The sequence below is a fragment of the Pseudomonas sp. RU47 genome (genome assembly GCF_004011755.1).
In the GTDB taxonomy this organism is placed as follows: domain Bacteria; phylum Pseudomonadota; class Gammaproteobacteria; order Pseudomonadales; family Pseudomonadaceae; genus Aquipseudomonas.
Genome location: NZ_CP022411.1, coordinates 3,975,741 through 3,998,928 on the forward strand (window position 1 = coordinate 3,975,741; position 23,188 = coordinate 3,998,928).

Here is a 23,188-nt window from a genome sequence, read left to right on the forward strand (position 1 = left end):
CACGGATCGACAATGACCGAGGCCGGGACAAACCCGGCCACAAATAAAAGAAGGTTTACGGTTCGATACGCCGGCGATTGACCTTGGCCATCGGCAGCGGAATCAGCTTGCCCATCGGCTCGCGACGCTCCTGACGCAGCGGCCGCAGCCCGACCACAATCTTGCGCGCGACCAACAAATAGAAGCCGCCGCCCGACAGTTGCCAGTCACCGGCCTTGCGTTCCCAGCCGGCCAGGCGGGCCTGCCACTTGGGCGACGCGAGCGGCGGACGATAGCACCCGAAGCGGCGTTTCTCCAGCGCGAAGCCCAGCAGATTGAGCCAGTCAGCAACCCGTGACGGTGAGATGCAGCGCGCCTGACGCAAGGCGTCGTGGGCGAAAACATGGCGCAAGCCCCAGGTACTCCACGGGTTGATACCGATGATCAGCAAATGCCCGCCGGGGCGCACGCTGCTCGCTGCTTCACGCAGCAAACCGTGGGGCGACAGGCAGAAATCCAGGCCGTGCTGCATCACCACCACGTCGGCGGCGTGCTCGCTCAGCGGCCAGGCCTGCTCTTCGCAGACAATCTCGACCCCCGGCAACGGCGCACCGAGGCGCACATTGCGCTGCACTTGCGGCGCCGCCGGCGGGGTTTCGGCCGATGGACCGTAATGCACCAGATAACCGCCGAAGAACCGGCCCAACTCGTCTTCGAGCATGCGCCGCTCTTCATCGAGCAGAAATTGCCCAAGCGGGCCGGACAGCCATTCACGGGCTGCACCGATCAGGGCCAGCCAGTCAGGATCAGCCTGTGCGAACGCTTTATCACTCATCGCATTCTCCAAAGCGCCAGGAACTACTAAGATGCGCCAATGTTTTCCGCTTGGCGAATTCCGACGATGATACAGATCAGTGCCCTGCCCGCGTTCACCGACAACTACATCTGGTTGTTACAGGATCACCGTACCCAGCGCTGCGCGGTGGTCGATCCCGGCGATGCCGCGCCAGTGCAGGCATGGCTCGAAGCGCACCCAGGCTGGGTCTTGAGCGACATCCTGATCACCCACCATCACCATGATCACGTCGGCGGCGTCGAACGCCTGAAAGCCGCGAGCGGCGCGACCGTTTACGGCCCGGCCAGCGAAAACATCCCCGGGCGCGACGTGGCGCTCAAGGACAACGACAGCGTCAGCGTGCTCGGCTGGGATTTCGACGTCTATGCGGTGCCCGGTCACACTTTGGGACACATCGCCTATTACCACCACGGCTTGCTGTTCTGCGGCGACACCCTGTTCGCTGCCGGTTGCGGCCGCTTGTTCGAAGGCACACCGGAGCAAATGCACCACTCGCTCGGGCGACTCGCCGCGTTACCGGAAGATACGCTGGTCTACTGCACCCATGAATACACCCTGAGCAATCTGAAGTTTGCCGCCGCCGTCGAACCGAGCAACCCGGACATTGCCGCCCGTCTGGAAAAAGTCACCCAGCAACGGCAAAACGGCGTGATGACCCTGCCCTCGACCCTCGCTCTGGAAAAACTCACAAACCCGTTTTTGCGTACCACTGAAACATTAGTTACACAAAAAGTGGACGAACGGGCAGGCGCTCAAAACCGGGCGCCGAGTGAGGTATTTGCGGCTCTGCGGGCCTGGAAAGATAAGTTCTAAGTACCCCGCTGCCTGGTACAAAAATTCTGAATGGTTGACCGCAAGGGGTGCGCTTTCTAGAATCGCCCGACATTTTTGCCCGGAACTTACTTCCAGCCAATGTCGTCATCCATACGTAAGTCCGTCAATTCAGACGCATTGACCCGCCTGGCGCAAGCCATCGCGGTGGCTGTGTCCGCCACGCTGGCGGGCTGTTCCAGCCATGCTCCGCAGACTGAAGCGACCCATACGCCGAACATTGCTGCGCGAGCCAAGCAGAAGCCGATCTGGCTGACCGAAAAGCCCAGCCCACAGGTTCCCCAGGACATCTGGGAACGCATGCGCCAGGGCTTTCAGCTGCAGGAAGGTCTCGGCGTCAACCCGCGCATCGAGCAACAGCGCCTGTGGTTCGCCAGTAATCCCTCTTTCCTCGAGAATGCCGGCGAACGCGGCAGTCTCTATATTCACTACATCGTCGAACGCCTCGAAGAACGCAACATGCCGCTGGAACTGGCCCTGCTGCCAGTGATTGAAAGCGCCTACAACCCGATGGCCTATTCCCGGGCCGATGCTGTAGGGCTGTGGCAGTTCATTCCGTCCACCGGGCGTTACTTCAACCTGCGTCAGACCCGCTTCTATGATGGCCGTCGCGATATCACCGCCTCGACCACCGCAGCGATGGACTACCTGACCCGCCTGCACGACATGTTCAACGGTGACTGGCTGCTGGCTCTGGCGGCGTACAACGCCGGCGAAGGTACGGTCAGCCGTGCCATCGAACGTAACGAAAAGCTTGGCCTGCCAACCGACTACTGGAACCTGCCGCTGCCGGCAGAAACCCAGGCGTACGTGCCGAAGCTGCTGGCGCTGTCGCAAGTGGTACTGGCGCCGGAAGCCTACGGGGTCAACCTCAACCCGATCGCCAACGAACCGTACTTCCAGGTCGTCGAAATCAACCAGCGCATGGATCTGTCCAAGGTCGCCGCGGTTGCCAATATCGACGAAGACGAACTGTTCCAGCTCAACCCGGCCTTCAAGCAACGCACCACCATCGATGGCCCTCAGCATTTGCTGGTGCCAACGTCGAAGGCGCAACTGCTGACCGCCAGCCTGCAGACCATGCGGCCTGACGAGCTGATCAGCCCGCGTTCGCTGAAGCCGGTGTTCGAGGGTGCCGATCCTTCCGAGGTGGCAAAACTCAAGCGTGCTTACCGCGTGAAGCGTGGCGACAACCTCGGCTCCATCGCCAAGGCCAACAAGGTCGAAGTCAAGGATCTGCAGCGCTGGAACAAGCTGACCGGCAAGAACCTCAAGGTCGGCCAGACCCTGGTGATGCAGGACACCAGCAAACGTGCGCCGGCTCGCAAGTCTGGCCGCGTCAATACAGTGATTGCGGCCAACAGCAAGAGCAAAGGCAAGGACGACAGCGCGCAGCAGACCCAGTACAAGGTCAAGCGCGGCGACACGCTGTACGTCGTGGCCAAGCGATTCAACGTTGAGATGCAGCATCTCAAGCGCTGGAACCCGGGTGCGGGTAAAGCGTTGAAGCCGGGGCAGATGCTCACGGTTTACCAGCCGCATTGATCGAAGAGCCCCTGAGTTTGCAGGGGCTTTTTTTTGGATCACATTTTTGTGGTGTGCTTTAGATCCATCCCCCTCACCCCAGCCCTCTCCCCCCAAGGGGGCGAGGGGGAAAGGGAGCCGATCGGGGGCTTTTCAGATTCTGAGTCCGGCTCGGTATCGCACGTCGGTGCAATTCGCCCAAACACCACGATCAGTCCCCCCTCCCTCCGGGAGAGGGTTAGGGTGAGGGGCTTTTCAAAACGTGAGTTCGACTCGACAGCTCAGGTCGGCGTAGCTCGAAGAAACAACTCGGTCAGTCCCCTCTCCCTCCTGGGAGAGGGTTAGGGTGAGGGGCTCTTCGCGCAAACGATTAACCGCGCATTAACTCCCATCTTTTTCCAGTCCAGACAAGCTGTTACTGTACGGCCCACTAAGCCCAAGCCGCCTGGATCGGATCTGACTTGAAGCGTCCCCTCCTCCTGCTCCTGATCAGCCTGGCCTTGAGCTCAACCGCAAGCGCGACGATTACCGAAAGTCACGGTTATGCGCAGTTCGGCACGCTCAAGTACCCGGCCAGATTTACCCACTTCGACTGGGTCAACCCGCAAGCGCCCAAGGGCGGTACGTTGCGGGTGATGGCGTTCGGCACCTTCGATACGGTCAACCCGTACACCTTCAAGGGCACCAGCCCGGTCACCACAGCGAATTTCCTCCAGTACGGCATCAATGAGCTGAACGAGCCGTTGATGGTCGGCACCGGTCAATATTCGCCATCCGGTGACGAGCCCGCCTCGAGTTACGGCTTGATCGCGCAATCGGTGGAGTACAGCGAAGATCGCAGCTGGGTGGTGTTCAATCTGCGCCCGGAAGCGCGTTTTCACGACGGCACGCCGATCACCGCCTACGACGTAGCGTTCTCCTATCGAACGCTGCTCAAGGACGGCCATCCGCTGTACCGCACTGCCCTACAAGAAGTACTGCGCGTCGACATTCTCAACAAACAGCGCATCCGCTTCGTGCTCAAGCGCTCGGGCAATCCGCTGCTGATCCTGCGCCTCGGTGAATTGCCGGTGCTGTCGCAGCACTACTGGAAAGACCGCGACTTCAAGGCCACCACCTTCGAACCGCCACTGGGCAGCGGCCCCTATCGCATCACTTCGGTGACGCCGGGCCGCCAGTTGATCTTCGAGCGGGTCAAGGATTACTGGGGCAAGGACTTGCCGGTCAATCGCGGCAAGTACAACTTCGATCGCATGGAAGTCGAGTTCTACCGCGACAGCGATGTGGCCTTCGAAGCGTTCAAGGCCGGCGAGTTCGACATCTACATCGAGCATCAGGCGAAGAACTGGGCCAACGGCTACAACTTCCCCGCCGTACGCCGTGGCGACGTGATCAAGGCGCAGATCCCGCATCAGATCCCGACCCAAAGTCAGGGTCTGTTCATGAACGCCCGCCGCGCCACCTTCGCCGATGTGAAAACCCGCGAAGCGCTGGGCCTGATGTTCGACTTCGAGTGGACCAACCGCGCACTGTTCAGCGATGCCTACAAGCGCACCACCAGTTACTACCCCAACAGTGAATTCACAACCTCCGGCCTGCCGGTCGGGGGGGAATGGCTGATGCTCAAGCCGTACAAGGAACAACTGCCGGCCAAGCTGTTCACCGAGCCGTTCACTCTGCCAAAAACCGACGGTCGCGGCATTCCCCGGGAAACCATGCGCAAGGCATTGGCGTTGCTCGCCGAGGCCGGCTGGAAGCTCAACGGTCAGCGTCTGCAAAATACTGACGGCCAACCGCTGCGCTTCGAGCTGTTGCTGGTCAATCCGAACCTGGAGCGCCTGTACCAGCCCTACATCGAGAACCTCAACAGCATCGGCATCGACGCGCGCCTGCGCACCGTGGATCGGGCGCAGTACAAACAGCGCCTCGATCAATTTGATTTCGACATGATCTCGATGACGCTCAACCAGACCTTAAGCCCAGGCCTTGAGCAGTGGCAGTACTTCCACTCCAGTCAGGTGAACGTCAAGGGCAGCAAGAATTACGCAGGCATCGCCAACCCGGTGGTCGATCACCTGCTCGAACAATTGCTCGCCGCGCGCACCCGCGACGAACAGGTCGCCGCCGGCAAGGCGCTCGACCGCGTGCTGCTCTGGCAGCACTACAGCATTCCCAACTGGTATCTGAATTATCACCGTCTGGCCTACCGCAACCGGTTGGCCTTCGTCACCACGCCGCCCTACACCTTGGGCCTGAGCGCATGGTGGCTGAAGTCTTCGGAGAAAGATCAATGAAACCGATCCGCGCCCTGCTCGTCCAGGCCAGCGGCTTGCTGTTCGCCGGGCTGGCCTTGGCCGCCCCGCAACACGCCGTGACCTTGTACAACGAGCCACCGAAATACCCGGCCGATTTCAAGCATTTCGACTACGTGAATCCCGACGCGCCCAAGGGCGGCGTGTTCCGTCAGGCCGGCTTCGGCGGCTTCGACAGCCTCAACCCGTTTATCAGCAAGGGTGTGCCGGCCGATGACCTCGGGCAGATCTACGACACCCTGACCAAGCACAGCCTTGACGAGCCGTTCACCGAATACGGCCTGATCGCCGGCAAAATCGAAAAAGCCCCGGACAACAGCTGGGTGCGCTTCTATCTGCGCCCCGAAGCACGTTTCCATGACGGCCACCCAGTGCGCGCGGACGACGTGGTGTTCAGCTTCAACACGCTGACCAAGGAAGGCTCGCCGATGTTTCGCGGTTACTACAACGATGTCGCCGAAGTCGTCGCTGAAGATCCGCTCAAGGTGCTGTTCAAGTTCAAGCACAGCAACAACCGCGAGTTGCCGCTGATCCTCGGCCAGTTGCCGGTGCTGCCGAAACACTGGTGGGCCGATCGCGACTTCAACAAGGGTAACCTGGAGATTCCGCTGGGCAGCGGCCCGTACAAGGTCGCCGAAGTGAAGGCCGGACGTTCGGTGCGTTACGAGCGGGTCAAGGATTACTGGGGCAAGGACCTGCCGGTCAATCGCGGTTTCTACAATTTCGACACGATGACCACCGATTACTACCGCGACAACACCGTCGCCCTTGAAGCCTTGAAGGCCGGCCAGTTCGATTACTGGCTGGAGATGGCCGCAAAAAACTGGGCCAACGCCTACAACATTCCGGCCGTCACTGAAGGCCGCCTGATCAAGGAGCAGATCGCCAACAGTAACCCGACCGGCATGCAGGGTTTCGTCTTCAACCTGCGCCGCCCGGTGTTTCAGGATGTGCGCGTGCGTCAGGCGCTGGGTCTGTTGTTCGACTTCGAATGGACCAACAAACAACTGTTCAACGGTGCCTACTTCCGTACCCGCAGCTATTTCGAGAACTCGGAAATGGCCGCCACCGGCCTGCCCGACGCCGATCAACGAGCGATCCTTGAGCCGTTCCGCAGCAAGCTGCCGGCGCAGGTGTTCAGTGAAGCGTTCGACAATCCCAAGACCGACGCCAGCGGCATGATCCGCGCCCAGCAGCGCGAGGCCTACCAACTGTTGCAAGAGGCCGGCTGGAAGATTGTCGACGACAAAATGGTCGACGCCACGGGCAAACCTGTTGTGATCGAATTTCTCTTGGCGCAGACCGAGTTCGAGCGCGTATTGCTGCCGTTCAAGCGCAACCTCAGCGACCTCGGCATCGATCTGGTGATCCGCCGCGTCGACGTTTCGCAGTACATCAACCGCGTGCGCTCGCGGGACTTCGACATGATGGTCGGCAGTTTTCCGCAGTCCAACTCGCCAGGTAACGAGCAGCGCGAATACTGGATGAGCGCCGCTGCCGATAAATCGAGCAGCCGCAATACTTTGGGTTTGAAAGACCCGATCGTCGATCAACTGGTCGAGAACCTGATCAACGCTGACTCGCGCAAAAGCCTGGTGGCCCACGCCCGCGCACTCGATCGTGTGCTGCAATGGGGGTATTACGTAGTGCCCAACTGGCACATCAAGACCTGGCGCGTGGCTTACTGGAATCACATCGGCCACCCGAAGGTCTCACCGAAATACGACATCGGCATCAGTACCTGGTGGGTCAAGCCGAACGCGAAACCTGCGATAGAAGTCGAAACCAAACTGCAAACCGACCCTGCGGGCACGGAGTAATCAGATGCTGGCGTATATTTTTCGGCGACTGCTGCTGATCATCCCGACCCTGTTCGGCATCCTGCTGATCAACTTCGTGATCATCCAGGCCGCGCCCGGCGGCCCGGTGGAACAGATGATTGCCAAGCTCGAAGGCTTCGAAGGCGCTACCAGCCGAATTGCCGGCGGCGGTGCCGAAGTGTCGGTGGCCGGCTCGTCCTATCGCGGCGCGCAGGGACTGGATCCGGCGCTGATCAAGGAAATCGAGCACATGTACGGGTTCGACAAATCGGCCCCGGAACGTTTGTGGATCATGGTCAAGAACTACGCGCAGCTGGATTTCGGTGACAGTTTTTTCCGCGACGCCAAGGTCATCGACCTGATCAAGGAAAAGATGCCAGTGTCGATCTCGCTGGGGCTGTGGAGCACGCTGATCATGTACCTGGTGTCGATCCCGCTGGGGATCGCCAAGGCCACGCGGCACGGCAGCCACTTCGATGTGTGGACCAGTTCGGCGATCATCGTCGGCTATGCGATCCCGGCGTTCCTCTTTGCGATCCTGCTGATCGTGGTGTTTGCCGGCGGCAGTTATCTCGACTGGTTCCCGCTAAGGGGCCTGACCTCGAACAACTTCGATGAACTGAGCATGGGCGGCAAGATCCTCGACTATTTCTGGCACCTGGCGCTGCCAGTGACGGCGCTGGTGATCGGCAACTTCGCGACCATGACCCTGCTGACCAAAAACAGCTTCCTCGACGAGATCAACAAGCAATACGTGGTCACCGCCAAAGCCAAAGGCCTGACCCGTCATCGCGTGCTCTACGGCCACGTGTTCCGCAACGCCATGCTGCTGGTGATTGCCGGGTTCCCGTCGGCGTTTATCGGCATTTTCTTCACAGGCTCTCTGCTGGTGGAAGTGATTTTCTCCCTCGACGGTTTGGGCCTGATGAGTTTCGAAGCGGCGATCAACCGCGACTACCCGGTGGTGTTCGGCACCCTGTTCATCTTCACCCTGCTGGGGCTGGTGGTGAAACTGATCGGCGACCTCACCTACACCCTGGTCGATCCGCGCATCGACTTCGAAAGCCGGGAGCATTGAGATGAACCTGTCCCCTCTCAACCGCCGCCGCTTCGAACTGTTCAAGGCCAACAAGCGCGGCTGGTGGTCGCTGTGGCTGTTTCTGATCCTGTTCGGCCTGAGCCTCGGCGCCGAGCTGATCGCCAACGACAAGCCGCTGGTGGTGCATTACGACAACAATTGGTACTTCCCGGCGATCAAGCGCTACCCGGAAACTGCGTTCGGCGGCGAATTCCCGCTGGAAGCCAACTACAAGAGCCCGTACATCCGCGAACTGCTCAAGGCCAAGGATGCCTGGGTGTTGTGGGCGCCGATTCCCTATAACAACCAAAGCATCAATTACGACCTGAAAGTCCCGGCCCCGGCGCCACCCTCGGCGGACAACCTGCTCGGCACCGACGATCAGGGCCGCGATGTGCTGGCGCGGGTGATTTACGGCTTCCGGATTTCGGTGCTGTTCGCGCTGACGCTGACCGTGTTGAGTTCGATCATTGGCGTGATTGCCGGCGCGTTGCAGGGTTTCTATGGCGGCTGGGTCGATCTGGCCGGGCAGCGTTTTCTGGAGATCTGGTCGGGGCTGCCAGTGCTGTACCTGCTGATCATTCTCGCCAGTTTCGTCCAGCCGAATTTCTGGTGGCTGCTGGGGATCATGCTGCTGTTCTCGTGGATGAGTCTGGTCGACGTGGTGCGCGCCGAGTTCCTCCGTGGTCGCAACCTCGAATACGTGCGTGCGGCGCGGGCACTGGGTATGCAGAATGGCGCGATCATGTTCCGCCACATCCTGCCCAACGCGATGGTTTCGACCATGACGTTTATGCCGTTCATCCTGACCGGCGCCATCGGCACCCTCACCGCGTTGGACTTCCTCGGTTTCGGTTTGCCGGCCGGCAGTCCGTCGCTGGGTGAACTGGTCGCCCAGGGCAAATCCAACCTGCAAGCGCCGTGGCTGGGCATGAGCGCGTTTGCCGTGCTGGCGCTGATGTTGAGTTTGCTGGTGTTTATCGGCGAGTCCGCTCGCGATGCCTTCGACCCGAGGAAGTGAAATGAATCAGGACAATCTGATCGAAGTGCGCGACCTCGCCGTCGAGTTCGGTTTCGGCGAGCGCGTACACCGGGTCGTCGAAGGCGTGAGTTTCGACATCAAGCGCGGTGAAACCCTCGCGCTGGTGGGCGAATCCGGCTCGGGCAAATCGGTGACCGCGCATTCGATCCTGCGTTTGCTGCCCTATCCGATGGCCCGTCATCCCGCCGGCAGCATCAACTATGCCGGGCAAAACCTGCTGGGTCTGAGCGAAAAGACCATCCGGCACATTCGCGGCAACCGCATCGCGATGATCTTTCAGGAGCCGATGACCTCGCTGAACCCGCTGCACTCGATCGAGAAGCAGATCAACGAAGTCCTCGGCATCCACAAGGGCCTGACCGGCAAAGTCGCCACCAAGCGTACGCTGGAGCTGTTGGAGATGGTCGGCATCCCCGAGCCGCACAAACGCCTCAAGGCCCTGCCCCACGAACTCTCTGGCGGTCAGCGCCAACGGGTGATGATCGCCATGGCCCTGGCCAACGAGCCTGAACTGCTGATTGCCGACGAACCGACCACCGCTCTGGACGTGACCGTTCAGCTGAAAATTCTCGATTTGCTCAAGGAATTGCAGGCCAGATTGGGCATGTCGCTGTTACTGATCAGTCACGATTTGAACCTGGTGCGAAGAATTGCGCATCGTGTATGTGTCATGCAGCGCGGTTGCATCGTCGAACAGGCATCGTGCGCAGAGCTGTTCCGTTCGCCGCAGCATCCGTACACTCGGGAATTGCTCGGCGCGGAGCCCAGCGGAGGCCCGGCGAGCAATAAAATCGGCGCGCCGCTGCTTGAAGTCGAGGACCTGAAAGTCTGGTTCCCGATCAAGAAAGGCCTGCTCAAACGCACGGTGGATCACGTCAAGGCAGTGGACGGCATCAATTTCAGCCTGCCTCAGGGTCAGACTCTGGGGATTGTGGGGGAAAGCGGTTCCGGCAAATCCACCCTGGGTCTGGCGATTTTGCGGCTGATCGGCAGCAAAGGCGCGATCCGCTTTGAAGGCAAGCAGCTAGACTGCCTGACGCAGAACGAGGTTCGCCCGTTGCGTCGGCAGATGCAGGTGGTGTTTCAGGACCCGTTTGGCAGCCTGAGCCCGCGCATGTGCGTCAGCGATATCGTTGGCGAAGGCCTGCGGATTCACAAGATGGGCACCTTTGATGAACAACAGGCGGCGATTATTGCGGCATTGAAGGAGGTAGGTCTGGATCCGGAAACCCGGCACCGCTACCCCCACGAATTTTCCGGTGGGCAACGGCAACGAATCGCCATTGCCCGGGCTTTGGTGCTGAAACCGGCGCTGATCCTGCTGGACGAGCCGACGTCGGCGCTCGACCGGACGGTGCAGCGGCAAGTGGTGGAGCTGTTGCGTTCACTGCAAGCCAAGTACAACCTGACGTATTTGTTTATCAGCCATGACCTGGCTGTCGTCAAAGCGCTGAGCCACCAGTTGATGGTGGTCAAGCATGGCCAAGTGGTCGAACAGGGAGACGCGCAAAGTATTTTTGCCGCCCCCCAACATCCGTATACACAGCAGTTGCTGGAAGCCGCTTTTTTGGCACCAGCCACTGCGCAATAACCTGAAAGAGGAGCAACACATGGGTTTTCTCGCCGGTAAGCGCGTACTGATCGTCGGTGTCGCCAGCAAGCTGTCCATCGCATCCGGCATCGCTGCCGCCATGCATCGCGAGGGCGCTGAGCTTGCCTTCACTTATCAGAACGACAAACTGAAAGGTCGTGTTGAAGAATTCGCCCAAGGCTGGGGTTCGAGCCCTGAGCTGTGCTTCCCGTGCGACGTGGCCAGCGATGAAGAAATCGCCAAGGTCTTCGAAGCACTGAGCAAGAAGTGGGACGGCCTGGACTGCATCGTCCACTCCGTTGGTTTCGCCCCGGGCGACCAACTGGACGGCGACTTCACCGAAGCCACCACCCGTGACGGTTTCCGCATCGCTCACGACATCAGCGCCTACAGCTTCGTGGCCCTGGCTAAAGCCGGCCGCGAAATGATGAAAGGCCGCAACGGCAGCCTGCTGACCCTGTCGTACCTGGGCGCCGAGCGCACCATGCCGAACTACAACGTGATGGGCATGGCCAAGGCTTCGCTGGAAGCTGGCGTCCGTTACCTGGCCGGCTCTCTGGGCCCGGACGGCACCCGCGTCAACTGCGTATCGGCTGGCCCGATCCGCACCCTGGCAGCCTCGGGTATCAAGAACTTCCGCAAGATGCTGGCCGCCAACGAAGCGCAAACCCCGCTGCGTCGCAACGTCACCATCGACGAAGTCGGCAACGCCGGCGCCTTCCTGTGCTCCGACCTGGCGTCGGGCATCAGCGGCGAAATCATGTACGTCGACGGCGGCTTCAACACCACCGCCATGGGCAACATCGAAGAGTGATCTTCGCTTAGCCAATAAAAAACCCGCCGATCTGGCGGGTTTTTTATGCCTGAGATAAACCGCCCCTGCACTACATATGTACCGCCCGGTCTGCTGTCCCTCGCTCGATAATCGGCGCTTGATGCCTGTCAGCCGCCAAGGAGAGCACAGATGAGCGACACACCACCCACCCTGCCCCCGCAACAGACCCTGATTCAAAACCTTATTGCCGAGCTGACCGCAGCCCCCGTGGTTACGCCCGGCGCCCCTTTACGTACGCTTGAAATCCCTCGCGCATGCCTGTTGCGCGAATGGATGGAGCTTTACTGGGCAGCCCTTGAGCGTCCCGAGTTTCTGGACTGGGCCAGCCGCTTCCACATCGATCTCGATACCTTGCGTCTCAAGGGCGACACCCTGCAAGCGCAGATTCCGTCAAACGGCACCACGAGCCTGCGCACATTCACGCTGGAAGATGACTCCGGCTGGTGGCAGATGGCGCCGATGTTATTGTCCATCGCCCAGCACATCGACCCCGGCAGACTCGGCTTGCCTTACATTGGTGGTAAATCCGCCAATCCGCTGTATCGGTTTCCCCGTGAAGTGGTACTGGCGTTTTACGGGTATCCGGAGCCGCAAAACGCGCTTCAGGCCAAAATGATCGTCGCCGAACTGAAGGCTGTCGGACTTGCTGGAATCGATCAAAACGGCAACACCACCTCTGCGGTGGTCAAGGAACGTACCGCGCAGTTGCAGGACATTAAAGTCATCGCCGAAACCATCGATGAAGTGGTGCGTACCAGCGATCCGTTCGAGCAACGTAGCCTCGCCAACACTCCCGTGTCACTCAAATCGGCGTCCGTCCTGGCCACGCGCGGCGGCCCGCGTCTCAAGCTCGGTCAGCTTCTGGCGAGCTATGGATGGCCTCAACCGGAAAATATCGAGGAAGCTCGGGCGCTTGCGCAACGCTTGCGACAGCAAAACTGGCCGCCACTGCCCTACGTCAGCGAATATGTACAGACGGGAATCCGGATCAAGCACTATCAGGATGAATTCGCCGATATCGAAGACTGTCGGCATATCGTCCGGCGTCTGGAAGAGCTGAGCTGGAACAAGACCCCCACGGCGAAAATTGATCTGGAAGAACTCAGTGAACCGATTGCGGTTTCGGCGCTGGGTGAACGTATCGCAATAGGCCAGCGTGAATTGCTCAAGCTGCGGTCCGAACCGGCGTTTCAGGCTATTTTGCAGCAACACAAATTGCCTGCGGACAGTCAACTGCTGCTGACCAGTACCGGTCACGTCGGTACGTCCAGCGAGCACGGCTGGGTAACGCTGACACCGCAAGTGGAAAAACACGCCGGCCTGAAATCCTATCGTGATCGACTCAGAAACCAGGCACGTGAAGCCGGTGGTGCTTTGCGGGTCAGCGGCCAGGTCAGCCTCGCGCAAATGCTGGGTTTCTACCAGATATCACTGCCCAAAACGGTGCAGCAAGCACTGCTCATCGCCAAATGGGAGAGGACAAACCTGCACATGCGCCCCGGGCACATGAATCACTGGTATTTATTAGGTCAGCCCGGCAAGCAGACCGAGCGTTTCACTGCCGAGCAACGGCGAATCATCGTTGAGACCACCCGTGCGTTCTTGCCCAAGGACTCGGCGCCATTGATCGATTATCTGAGCGAAGGCGTCGATACCGATCTGCCTCTCGCCACCCTCAAGGCCAAAGCCGATTATCTGATCAGCCGGATTCTGATCACAGCGCGAGCCCAGGCATTGGGCAATGAATTACTCGACAAACTTGCCGCGCCTGCTCACACCAAGGCACTTCTGGCCACCAATCGCGAGCGCCTGCTCATCGCGGCGCTGATTCTCAGCCTCGACACGACGGCGGGTGAGCATCTGGACCGCATCATCGGCCAGCCCTTGAATGACAATTTCTTCTGGGGCGAGAGTTACAAGGAGGTGCGCCGCTTTATCGATCACCAATTCGGTCTGACGTTGGTAAAAAACAAGACACTGGCCACCCATCTTTTGTTATCCGGCCTCGCCCCGGAATTTTTGATCCGTGATATTCCCGCAAACATCAATTACATGAGTTGCGTGCGCTGGGTCAGGTTGAAACAGATCGTGCTTTATATCGAAAACCGTTTTCCGGGCGTGGCACGCCTGATGACGTACAAACAATTGTCCGCGCTGACCAAAGGGCCGGTCCCGGCTGACTTCTACACGTTCCTGCGCAGTGATGCCTGCGCCTCGGCTGTGCTGGACTGGGCAGTGGTCAGAGGCTTGATCCAGCGCGAATCCGAAAGCTCGACGACCCTCTATGACGCCGTCTCGCTGAAGCGCGCCGATATTGCCTTTCGCAACCACAATCGACAGATGAGCCAGTTTTACCGCCGGGCTTTTATCGCGACATTCCCGACGCCCGCCACGGTCGCCCTGAATGATCTGCGCAAGGTCTTCGTCGATAATGCGCATCTGGAGGACAAGGCCCTGTTCCTTCCAGCAGCGAAAAATGACTGTTACTCGCTGATCGAAATGCATCTGGCCGCCAGGCTATCCACTGATATGCAGGCCTGGCAATCGAACCATGCGCAAGTCTCGTTGACATCAATGAGCGCATCATTTGCCAGGCTTCGTCACGTGCCGACGCTCTTTCATGCGGCACTTGCTGCTCGCCTCAAGCAGATGAAAGACGCCCATATCACCCTGATCAAGGAAGCCTTCTGCCGTTTGCCGCTGGCGCAACGGCTCGACATCGAAGACAACACCGTGGAATTGCTCGCTCTGCAGCCACTGCCCACCTCAGCAAAAAACCTTGCGGGACAAATAAAACCCGCTGGCGACACCGCACCGTTCGCCATCATTGCTCTGTTACGCGGAACGACGCACAGGGTGTTCGAAATTTTCACCCGACGGTCAGAGGTTGTCCTTAGGCGCGATATCGATATCGCCCTGCTGACGCCGTCTGCTATGAACGCTCAGGCGAAATCGCTGCCTTTCGATGCCCAGGCCTATAGCAACGGAACCTTGCCCAACGCCAACGCCACGTGCAACGCACTCATCACCCGCCTCGAGGTTCACGGTGCACCCTTGCCGCAGCAGACGCGCAGCGATGTTCCCGATACTTTCTCCTCGAAAAAGGTCGACGCCATCGCCAGCACCGCGGTCCGGCATCTGTTCGATGCCTACGAAAGCCAGGCACTGCAACACGCCCTGATCGCACCGGCGCTCAAGGATACCGATGACAGTCAGGACCAATGGCTGAAGTTTTACGCGACCCTGACTCCGCCCAAATAATGCCGTGTCGTGCATCGGCGTCATCGAACAGGTGATGCCTGGATTCACCGCCAATCCTACAGGGGATCTGCGGTGCATTCGCTAGCAGCGTTTCAGGGCCTGCTTGTGCGCATACATCGCGCCATCGGCATCCGCCAACAGCCGATCCACGGTCTCATGGCGTTTGGCGTCGTATTCAATCTGGCCGACGCTGAAGCGAATCGCATAACCCCGGTGCAACGTGGCGTTGCGCTCTTCGAGAATGTCCTTGAGCCGCGCCATGATCGTCGTGGTTTCGACATGGCTGGAACCTGTGAGCAGTGCGACAAACTCATCCCCGCCCAAGCGCCCGACCACATCACTCTCGCGAAAGGCAATGCGCAGCACATCGGCAAAGGTCTTCAGCGCACTGTCGCCCTCGGCATGGCCATAAAGATCATTGATCTGCTTGAAATCATTAAGATCAAAAAACAGCAAGGTTGCCGGCCGTTCCAGCCGCGCGCAGGCGTCCAATGCATGCTGCGCCAACTGCTTGAAACCACGGCGATTGGACAACAACGTCAATTCATCCATGCTCGCGATCTGCACAGCGGCCAACTCTTGCTCGGCCATTTCCGCCAGATCACGCAACAGCGCGCGTTCTTCCTCGTCGAGGTCGCGGGGCTTGGTGTCGATCAGGCACAGCGTGCCCATTTTATTGCCGTTGGGCACGGTCAACGGGTAGCCGGCATAGAAGCGGATATTCGGCGCACCGGTCACCAGCGGGTTGTCATGGAAACGCACGTCCTCCCTGGCGTCGGGCACCAGCAGCAGGTCGTTCTGAAGTATCGCGTGGCCGCAGAACGAAACATCCCTCGGCGTTTCAGTGGCATCCAGGCCCACACAGGACTTGAACCATTGCCGATCCTTGTCGACCAGTGTCACCAGTGCAATCGGCACGTTGAACAGGCGCTTGGCCAGTCGCGTCAGTCGGTCGAACCGCTCCTCCGGCGCCGAGTCAAGCAGGTCAAGGCCGTGCAGCACTTGAAGACGCGTAGCCTCATTGGCGGGTTTTCCTGGAACCAGCATTCGCACACTCCGTTGGCATCAATGCTCTTCAGCGTAGCGTTAAATCCGCGTGGGTTCCTCTCATCAGATCCCCGCCACCGGACACGGCCCGCCGGCATCGGCCCACAGCTTGAATTGCGCGACAAAAATATCGTGCGGCACCGGCACCGGCGCGCGCCCTGCTCCGGGGTTCCAGCCCCACAGCACCAGTTTGTCTTCGCTGACGTGTTTGATCAGCGCGGCAAAGTCGCGATCACCATTGCTCGAGCGATCCTTGATCATCGCGCAGAGCTTGTCCGGTGGCAGGCCGATCCAGGCCATTTTGTGTGCCGCCGGTGGCAGGCTCCAATGCGGCGCACCCGGTGGTGCATGCGGGCCGTAACTGGCCGGCGGATTGTTTTCCGCGTGACAGGTCGCACACGGCAAACCGGCGGCGCCCTTGCCGTCCATGCCGCGCACCACGCTCATGGCGTGGGGGATGCCGGCGTCGAACTGCAACGGCGAATCACCGGGAATGTGGCAATTCTGGCAACGCGGACTTTGAAAGACTTTCTGCACCGTGCCGAACGCCTTCAGCGCTTCCTGATCATCGGCGAACAGGTCCGAGGCATAACCGCCCAGCCCCAGTAAAACCACCGTGCCCAACACTAGATGTCGTTTCATCTCACACCCCCGACAGTTGCAGCGGCAACTCGCGCAGGCGCTGCCCGGTCAGGGCAAACACCGCATTGGCCACGGCTGGTGCGGTCGGCGGCACACCGGCCTCGCCGATGCCGCCGGGTTTGTCGCTGCTGGGCACGATGTGCACTTCCACCACCGGCATCTCGTTGAGCCGCAACACCTGATAATCGTGATAGTTAGACTGCACGACCGCGCCGTCCTTAAGCGTCAGTTTGCTGTGCAGCGCCATGCCCAGACCGAAAGTGATGCACGACTCCATCTGCGCAGCGATGCTCTGCGGATTCACCGCGATCCCGCAATCCACCGCACAGACCACGCGATGCACGCGAATCGCCAGATTGTCCTGCGACACCTCCGCCACCTGCGCCACGTAGCTACCGAACGACTCGTGCACTGCCACGCCCAACGCATGACCGTCCGGCAGAGGAGCGCTCCAATTGGCCTTTTCCACCGCCAGATTGAGCACACCTAAATGCCGAGGATGGTCCTTGAGCAAGGTTCGTCGGTATTCGACCGGATCCTTGCCTGCCGCTGTGGCCATTTCATCGATCAGTGATTCCATGACAAAACCGGTGTGGCTATGGCCCACCGAGCGCAGCCACAGCACGTTGATCCCGGTCTGCGGTGAATGCAGATCGACCTGATGATTGGCCAGGCCTTTGACGTAAGGACTGTCGGAAACGCCTTCGACCGAGGTCGGGTCGATGCCGTTCTTGACCATCGTCGCTTCCATCAATGTGCCGGTCATGATCGACTGCCCGACCAGCACGTGCTGCCAGCTCGACGGCAAACCATCGGCGCCCAAACCGATTTTCGCCTGATGCAGGAACATCGAACGGTAATAACCGCCGCGAATATCGTCCTCGCGCGACCACACGGTTTTCACCGGCATGGCGGCGGCTTTCGCCACTTGCACCGCTTCGGCGACAAAGTCTGATGTCGGATTGGCCCGGCGCCCGAAACCACCGCCAAGGAATTCGGTGTGAATCTCGACCTGCTCCGGTTTCAGCCCGGTGATCTTGCCGGCGACCATTTGATCGAGCGTCTGAAACTGCGTACCGGTCCAGATCTCGCATTTCTCGGCGCTGATCTTTACCGTGCAATTGAGCGGCTCCATCGGTGCGTGAGCCAGATACGGCACGCTGTATTCGACGTCGATTTTCTTCGCCGCTTTACCAAAACTGCCCTTGGCATCCCCGGCCTGACTCGCCGACGTGCCTTGCGTGGCGGCCAGTTTGCGGAAACTCGCCAGCAATTTCTCGCTGCTCAGATCGGCATGCGGGCCCAGATCCCAATCGATCTTCAGCGCATCCCGTCCCAGCTTCGCCGCCCAATAATGATCAGCGATCACCGCAACGCCCGTCGGCACTTGCAGCACTTTGTGCACGCCCGGCACCGCCAGCGCTTCAGCCCCTTCGAAGGATTTCACGCTGGCGCCGAATACCGGTGGGCGCGCGACCATCGCAGTCATCAAACCTTCAAATTGCACGTCCATGCCGAACTTGGCGCGGCCGGTGATTTTCTCCGGCGTGTCGAGGCGTTTGGTCGGTTTGCCAATGACTTTCCAGTCTTTTGCCTCCTTGAAGGTGATCGACTTCGGATCCGGCACCGGCAGTTGCCCGGCAGCATCTGCCAGCTCGCCATAAGTCGCACGTTTATCACCGGCAATAACCACGCCCGACTCGGTGCGAATCGCCGATGGCGCCACTTCAAAGCGTTTCGCCGCCGCCTCCACCAGCATCTGCCGTGCGGTCGCGCCTGCCAGCCGATAACGGTCGAACTCCATCCACGTCGACGTCGAGCCGCCGGTAATCTGCATGCCGCCAAACCCCGGCATGCCGTAATCCGCCGCTGACGCCGGCGAGTGTTCGACGCGGATCTTCGACCAATCGGCGTCCAACTCCTCGGCGATCAACATGGTCAGGCCGGTCCAGATGCCCTGGCCCATTTCCGAATGCCCGAGCAACACGGTGACGCTGTTGTCCGCCGCGATACGCAAAAACGCATTGGGCGCGAACACCTTGCCTTCATTTTCGGCTGCATAGGCAAACTTGTGGCCGCCGGGGACGACAAACGCCACCACCAGCCCGCCGCCCAACACGGCACTGCCTTTGAGAAACCCCCGACGCGATACAGGACTGTTCATCACCTATCTCCCACAGATTGAATCAGCCGATTTCCGATGCACGCTTAACCGCTGCGCGAATGCGGGGATAGGTGCCGCAACGGCAGATATTGCCGGAGAGCGCCTGATCGATATCGCTGTCGGTGGGTTTGGGGATTTTCGCCAATAAGGCGGCGGCAGACATGATCTGCCCCGACTGGCAATAACCACACTGCACCACGTCGAGTTCGGCCCAGGCTTGCTGCACCGGGTGCGAGCCGTCGGTGGACAGGCCTTCGATGGTGAGGATTTTCTGGCCGTGGGCCACCGCTGTTGCGGGGGTGATGCAGGCGCGCAACGGCGCCCCGTCAACGTGCACGGTGCAGGCCCCGCACTGGGCCATGCCACAGCCGAATTTGGTACCGGTCAGGTGCGCAACATCGCGCAGGACCCAGAGCAACGGCATGTCCGCGGGGACATCGAGCTCCTGATCCTTGCCATTGATATTCAAGGTCAGCATCGGGGAATTTCCTCAGACTCACGGTGTTCTGAAGGGGCGTCGCTGTGGCCATCAATGCCTACGCGCGCCTCGGCTTATCCCTTTCAGCAAAGCCTAATTTGCGCGTGAAGCCAGACGTTGCGACCACCGGTCATGCAGATGTCGACTTTAATCCTACAGTTGATAACGGCTCGCACTGAGCCATCGCAGTGGAAAACTCGTCATGAGCGAAACCGGTCCGCGCTGACCGCGCGGGTTACCCATCAGATTGGTCTGGAGTTGCGAACATGGGATTTGTCACCACCAAAGACGGCGTCGAGATTTTCTACAAGGATTGGGGCCCGAAAGACGCGCCGGTGATCCACTTCCACCACGGCTGGCCGCTGAGTTCCGATGATTGGGATGCGCAGATGCTGTTCTTCCTCGGCAAAGGCTTCCGGGTGGTTGCCCATGATCGCCGTGGGCACGGGCGTTCGAGCCAGGTCTGGGATGGCCACGATATGGATCATTACGCCGACGATACGCTGGCGGTGGTCAATCAGCTGGGCCTGAAGAATGTTGTTCACGTTGGCCACTCGACCGGTGGCGGTGAGGTGATCCATTACATCGCCCGGCATGGTCAGGCCAACGTCGCCAAAGGCGTGCTGATCAGTGCGGTGCCGCCGTTGATGGTGCAGACCGAGAGCAATCCGGGTGGGCTGCCGAAATCGGTATTCGATGATTTTCAGGCGCAACTGGCGGCGAACCGGGCGCAGTTCTATCGGGATATTCCGACCGGGCCTTTCTACGGCTACAACCGGCCGGGCGCCACGCCTTCGGAAGGGATTATTGCCAACTGGTGGCGTCAAGGGATGATTGGCGGGGCGAAGGCGCATTACGACGGGATCGTCGCGTTCTCGCAGACAGACTTCACCGAGGACTTGAAAAAGGTCACGGTGCCTGTGCTGGTGATGCATGGTGAGGATGATCAGATTGTGCCGTATGCGAACTCGGGACCGCTGTCGGCGAAGCTTCTGCCGAACGGCACGCTGAAATCGTATCCGGGGTTCCCGCACGGGATGCCGACGACGGAGGCGGAGACGATCAACGCGGATCTGCTGGCCTTTATTCGCGGCTGAGTTGAGCAGCAGCCATACACTTCCCCTGTGGGAGCGAGCCTGCTCGCGAAAGCAATCTGTCAGTTGAACTTGAGCTGAATGACCCACCGCTTTCGCGAGCAGGCTCGCTCCCACAAGGGGGATGTGATTGGGCTCACGTCCATTATTCCTCCGTGCGCCCCGTGCTTTCACGATCACGCTCGTAGTGGTGAGCCAGTGGCAGCGACGGTAGCCAAGACTCGCGGCGAATAGTCCAGAGTTCGTAAGTAGGTTTGCACTGGTTCGGTTCATCAAACGATCCGACGTTGACCTCTATTTCATCTGCCGAACGTGTGAACACCGGTGAGCCGCAACGCGGGCAGAAAAAACGCCCGTTGTAGTCGCGGGTTTCGCCGGTGACCTTCAACGCATTCTCGGGGAATATGGCCGAGGTGCCGAACAGCGCGCCGTGGCGTTTGCGGCAGTCGAGGCAGTGGCAGATGCCGACGCGGTAGGGCTGACCTGTCACTTCGAAACGGACATCGCCGCATAGGCAGCCGCCGGTCAATCGATTCATGTCGCACCTCCTCTTCAGAATTTGAAATTACCGACAGCCCTCACCCTAACCCTCTCCCAGAGGGAGAGGGAACTGACCGCGCTGAATGTGCAAGTTGCACCGACTTGAAATACCGAGTCGAACTCAGGTTTTGAAAGGCCTGGAGATCTGCTCCCTTTCCCCCTCGCCCCCTTTGGGGGAGAGGGCTGGGGTGAGGGGGGAATCGCACTGACACACCGCAAAACCCAAAGCCCCCGCCATCCAGTATTTTCATCAATAAACACGAAGGCCGTGATCACGTTTAAAGCACACAAACCGTTACGCCATCCTCCCTACAACACCTTGCGTCGTTACCTACGCGTACGCCAGAATCCGCCGGCTTACACGGCTATGGGCCGGGCTATATCGTTGGCCTGTCACTGCAAAACAGTGATCGGGTTTGGTAGCCCGTCTGTAATAGCCGTGTGACAACACCCAGTGCTGTGTCTTTGTGGAGGCTCAGTTCAATGGTAGTCATGCGTGGGGCTCACTCGTGAGCGCCGGGTTCCTATTGCAGCCGGTCTACCAACCCGCGTATGGCCACCACCCACTCGTTTGGTAGCGAGAGTGATGGCTCCTTAAACTGCGATAGGAGTTTCATCCATGTTCAAAATCACGCCAAATCCACCGCCCACCGATCCAATCCCTCACGACCCCGCGCTTGACCCGCAAAAGGTCAAAGAAGCCACCGACCGCGCCCTCGACTACTATCTTCGCCCCGAAGCACTGGGCGCTCCACCAAGCTCGCCCCCGTTTCGCCCGGTCTATCTGGTCGACCCCACGCTGGATGAAGAAACCCTGTTGGTCGAAGCCTGTGAGTCGCTTTCCTACGCCCACTCCATGGCCGGTAACATCGCCAACTCAATAGGCGGCCCGGAGCGCAAACCGCTGCTGGCGCTGCAACAGGTGATCATGCTCAACGAGCTGTTGGTCAACCGACTGCTGGACAAGCTGCGCATCCCGCAGTAGCCAACACACGGAATGAGTGAGGGGTCACACCCTCACTTTCGCTTTGCCGCCTCCCGCAGATTGATGAGCAGAACTCATCAAGCCATCCCGATTTAACTGTCTAGTCCCCACCAGTCACCTCGCTTAGTCTTTCCTCCACGCCCAATGGGAGATCGACATGCACAAGCACACACTCGGCATCCGTTCACTCGAATTATCCGCCCTCGGCTTTGGCTGCATGGGCCTGAGCCATGGTTATGGCCCGACCACGGATACCCGGAGAATCGCAGAACCGCAGTGGACAGAGCCTTCCACGATGACCACTGACACACGCAGCAGCGCTGCCCTCCCCGCACTCATGGCCCTCTGCCTGAGCGTTGGCGCGATGTTCAGCCTTACCACCCAAGCAGCCGAGGCACCGCAATCCATGACCACCCCGCAAACCACCGCACAAGCCCTTTCGAGCAAACAACAGACGGTTCCACTGATTGCTGCGTTCATGGCGACCAGCGACATGCCCAACCTCAACGCGGCCCTCAACCAAGGACTGGACGCTGGCCTGACGGTCAGCGAAACCCGGGAAATTCTCGTGCAGCTCTACGCCTACGTCGGCTTCCCGCGCAGCCTCAATGCCTTGAATGAGCTGATGACAGTGGTGCAGGCGCGCAAACAACGCGGCATCGAAGATGCGCCGGGGCGTGAGCCGGGCCGGGCGATTCCAGTCGGGGATGAGCTGCTGGCCGCCGGCACCGCGAATCAAACGAAAATCTCGGGCGCTCCGGTCAAAGGTCCGGTGTTCGAGTTCGCCCCAGTCATCAACCGGTTCCTGCAAACCCACCTGTTCGGCGACATCTTCGAGCGCGACAACCTCGACTGGCAAAGCCGTGAACTGGCCACTGTTGGAGCGCTGGCAGCGACCCCGGGTGTGGAACCGCAACTGCGCGCGCATATGGCGGCGAGCCTGCGCGTCGGGCTCAGCGCGGCACAGTTGGGCGAGGTCACTGAGCAGTTGAAAAAACACGGGGATGCGCAGACTGCCGAACGTGCGAATGCAGCGCTCAAGGAGGTTTTGGCGGCTTCGAAAAAATGACCGGAAAATGGACCTGATATCGATGTCTTAAAGAAAATCG

At 59.8% G+C, this 23,188-nt stretch carries 18 protein-coding genes; 12 read left to right on the top strand and 6 right to left on the bottom strand.

Features of this window, described 5'->3' with window-relative positions; translation table 11 throughout:
* Positions 1 to 55 precede the first annotated feature (55 nt).
* The gene (locus CCX46_RS17940) at positions 56 to 814 is read right to left on the bottom strand and encodes a class I SAM-dependent methyltransferase (RefSeq protein WP_007910573.1); all 759 of its coding nucleotides are present in this window, start codon (positions 812 to 814) and stop codon (positions 56 to 58) included.
* Positions 815 to 880: 66 nt separating this feature from the next.
* Here CCX46_RS17940 and gloB point away from each other — a divergent pair, with 66 nt between their 5' ends.
* The 9 genes from gloB (at position 881) to CCX46_RS17985 (ending at position 15,129) form a co-directional block, all read left to right on the top strand.
* Positions 881 to 1,648, top strand: a complete 768-nt coding sequence (gene gloB, locus CCX46_RS17945; protein ID WP_127928571.1) for a hydroxyacylglutathione hydrolase — start codon at positions 881 to 883, stop codon at positions 1,646 to 1,648.
* 99 nt (positions 1,649 to 1,747) lie between these two features.
* Positions 1,748 to 3,211, top strand: a complete 1,464-nt coding sequence (locus tag CCX46_RS17950) for a transglycosylase SLT domain-containing protein (RefSeq protein ID WP_102899186.1) — start codon at positions 1,748 to 1,750, stop codon at positions 3,209 to 3,211.
* Positions 3,212 to 3,651: 440 nt separating this feature from the next.
* Complete coding sequence (locus CCX46_RS17955) at positions 3,652 to 5,484, top strand: extracellular solute-binding protein (protein ID WP_127928573.1); 1,833 nt, start codon at positions 3,652 to 3,654, stop codon at positions 5,482 to 5,484.
* Positions 5,481 to 7,322: an extracellular solute-binding protein gene (locus tag CCX46_RS17960; RefSeq protein WP_127928575.1), complete on the top strand. Its 1,842-nt coding sequence runs from the start codon at positions 5,481 to 5,483 to the stop codon at positions 7,320 to 7,322. The genes CCX46_RS17955 and CCX46_RS17960 overlap by 4 nt, the downstream gene beginning before the upstream one ends.
* 4 nt (positions 7,323 to 7,326) lie before the next feature.
* Positions 7,327 to 8,400 (top strand): microcin C ABC transporter permease YejB, encoded by a 1,074-nt coding sequence (locus tag CCX46_RS17965; RefSeq protein WP_110719911.1) that lies wholly within the window; start codon positions 7,327 to 7,329, stop codon positions 8,398 to 8,400.
* Position 8,401: 1 nt separating this feature from the next.
* Positions 8,402 to 9,421 (top strand): ABC transporter permease, encoded by a 1,020-nt coding sequence (locus CCX46_RS17970; protein ID WP_127928577.1) that lies wholly within the window; start codon positions 8,402 to 8,404, stop codon positions 9,419 to 9,421.
* Between the two features lies 1 nt (position 9,422).
* Positions 9,423 to 11,033 carry an ABC transporter ATP-binding protein gene (locus tag CCX46_RS17975; RefSeq protein ID WP_127928579.1) on the top strand — a complete coding sequence of 537 codons (1,611 nt, stop codon included), beginning with the start codon at positions 9,423 to 9,425 and terminating at the stop codon, positions 11,031 to 11,033.
* A gap of 19 nt (positions 11,034 to 11,052) precedes the next feature.
* Positions 11,053 to 11,847, top strand: coding sequence for an enoyl-ACP reductase FabI (fabI, locus tag CCX46_RS17980; protein ID WP_007910591.1), 795 nt, complete (start codon positions 11,053 to 11,055; stop codon positions 11,845 to 11,847).
* Between the two features lie 150 nt (positions 11,848 to 11,997).
* Entirely contained in the window at positions 11,998 to 15,129 is a 3,132-nt protein-coding gene (locus CCX46_RS17985; RefSeq protein WP_127928581.1) for a hypothetical protein, read from the top strand.
* Between the two features lie 81 nt (positions 15,130 to 15,210).
* Here the strand turns inward: CCX46_RS17985 and CCX46_RS17990 are convergent, their stop codons facing one another.
* The 4 genes from CCX46_RS17990 to CCX46_RS18005 all read right to left on the bottom strand — a co-directional run bounded on the left by CCX46_RS17990 (position 15,211) and on the right by CCX46_RS18005 (position 19,460).
* A complete protein-coding gene (locus CCX46_RS17990; RefSeq protein ID WP_127928583.1) occupies positions 15,211 to 16,176 on the bottom strand; it encodes a sensor domain-containing diguanylate cyclase in 966 nt (321 codons plus the stop codon).
* 63 nt (positions 16,177 to 16,239) lie between these two features.
* Complete coding sequence (locus tag CCX46_RS17995; RefSeq protein ID WP_127928585.1) at positions 16,240 to 16,818, bottom strand: hypothetical protein; 579 nt, start codon at positions 16,816 to 16,818, stop codon at positions 16,240 to 16,242.
* A 1-nt stretch (position 16,819) separates the two neighbouring features.
* The gene (locus CCX46_RS18000; RefSeq protein WP_127928587.1) at positions 16,820 to 18,982 is read right to left on the bottom strand and encodes a xanthine dehydrogenase family protein molybdopterin-binding subunit; all 2,163 of its coding nucleotides are present in this window, start codon (positions 18,980 to 18,982) and stop codon (positions 16,820 to 16,822) included.
* A 22-nt stretch (positions 18,983 to 19,004) separates the two neighbouring features.
* Positions 19,005 to 19,460: a (2Fe-2S)-binding protein gene (locus CCX46_RS18005; RefSeq protein ID WP_003224136.1), complete on the bottom strand. Its 456-nt coding sequence runs from the start codon at positions 19,458 to 19,460 to the stop codon at positions 19,005 to 19,007.
* 266 nt (positions 19,461 to 19,726) lie between these two features.
* Here CCX46_RS18005 and CCX46_RS18010 point away from each other — a divergent pair, with 266 nt between their 5' ends.
* Entirely contained in the window at positions 19,727 to 20,557 is an 831-nt protein-coding gene (locus CCX46_RS18010; protein ID WP_127928589.1) for an alpha/beta fold hydrolase, read from the top strand.
* 142 nt (positions 20,558 to 20,699) lie between these two features.
* Here CCX46_RS18010 and CCX46_RS18015 read toward each other — a convergent pair whose 3' ends face one another.
* On the bottom strand, positions 20,700 to 21,092 hold the full coding sequence (locus tag CCX46_RS18015) for a GFA family protein (protein WP_127928591.1): 393 nt from the start codon (positions 21,090 to 21,092) through the stop codon (positions 20,700 to 20,702).
* 621 nt (positions 21,093 to 21,713) lie between these two features.
* On the opposite strand from CCX46_RS18015, the gene CCX46_RS18020 reads away from it, so the two are divergent.
* Both CCX46_RS18020 and CCX46_RS18025 read left to right on the top strand, forming a co-directional pair.
* Positions 21,714 to 22,079 (top strand): DUF6124 family protein, encoded by a 366-nt coding sequence (locus CCX46_RS18020; protein WP_007910609.1) that lies wholly within the window; start codon positions 21,714 to 21,716, stop codon positions 22,077 to 22,079.
* A 157-nt stretch (positions 22,080 to 22,236) separates the two neighbouring features.
* Entirely contained in the window at positions 22,237 to 23,148 is a 912-nt protein-coding gene (locus tag CCX46_RS18025) for a carboxymuconolactone decarboxylase family protein (protein ID WP_238704348.1), read from the top strand.
* The last annotated feature ends 40 nt before the right edge of the window (positions 23,149 to 23,188 follow it).

Excerpts from the sequence above, each read along its gene's own strand:
- gloB (WP_127928571.1), top strand. The coding sequence starts at position 881 with ATGATACAGATCAGTGCCCTGCCCGCGTTCACCGACAACTACATCTGG.
- CCX46_RS17940 (WP_007910573.1), bottom strand. The coding sequence starts at position 814 with ATGAGTGATAAAGCGTTCGCACAGGCTGATCCTGACTGGCTGGCCCTG.
- CCX46_RS18015 (WP_127928591.1), bottom strand. The coding sequence starts at position 21,092 with ATGAATCGATTGACCGGCGGCTGCCTATGCGGCGATGTCCGTTTCGAA.
- CCX46_RS17985 (WP_127928581.1), top strand. The coding sequence starts at position 11,998 with ATGAGCGACACACCACCCACCCTGCCCCCGCAACAGACCCTGATTCAA.
- CCX46_RS17990 (WP_127928583.1), bottom strand. The coding sequence starts at position 16,176 with ATGCTGGTTCCAGGAAAACCCGCCAATGAGGCTACGCGTCTTCAAGTG.
- CCX46_RS18025 (WP_238704348.1), top strand. The coding sequence starts at position 22,237 with ATGCACAAGCACACACTCGGCATCCGTTCACTCGAATTATCCGCCCTC.
- CCX46_RS18000 (WP_127928587.1), bottom strand. The coding sequence starts at position 18,982 with ATGAACAGTCCTGTATCGCGTCGGGGGTTTCTCAAAGGCAGTGCCGTG.
- CCX46_RS18010 (WP_127928589.1), top strand. The coding sequence starts at position 19,727 with ATGGGATTTGTCACCACCAAAGACGGCGTCGAGATTTTCTACAAGGAT.
- CCX46_RS18005 (WP_003224136.1), bottom strand. The coding sequence starts at position 19,460 with ATGCTGACCTTGAATATCAATGGCAAGGATCAGGAGCTCGATGTCCCC.
- CCX46_RS17950 (WP_102899186.1), top strand. The coding sequence starts at position 1,748 with ATGTCGTCATCCATACGTAAGTCCGTCAATTCAGACGCATTGACCCGC.
- CCX46_RS18020 (WP_007910609.1), top strand. The coding sequence starts at position 21,714 with ATGTTCAAAATCACGCCAAATCCACCGCCCACCGATCCAATCCCTCAC.
- CCX46_RS17965 (WP_110719911.1), top strand. The coding sequence starts at position 7,327 with ATGCTGGCGTATATTTTTCGGCGACTGCTGCTGATCATCCCGACCCTG.
- fabI (WP_007910591.1), top strand. The coding sequence starts at position 11,053 with ATGGGTTTTCTCGCCGGTAAGCGCGTACTGATCGTCGGTGTCGCCAGC.
- CCX46_RS17960 (WP_127928575.1), top strand. The coding sequence starts at position 5,481 with ATGAAACCGATCCGCGCCCTGCTCGTCCAGGCCAGCGGCTTGCTGTTC.
- CCX46_RS17970 (WP_127928577.1), top strand. The coding sequence starts at position 8,402 with ATGAACCTGTCCCCTCTCAACCGCCGCCGCTTCGAACTGTTCAAGGCC.
- CCX46_RS17975 (WP_127928579.1), top strand. The coding sequence starts at position 9,423 with ATGAATCAGGACAATCTGATCGAAGTGCGCGACCTCGCCGTCGAGTTC.
- CCX46_RS17995 (WP_127928585.1), bottom strand. The coding sequence starts at position 16,818 with ATGAAACGACATCTAGTGTTGGGCACGGTGGTTTTACTGGGGCTGGGC.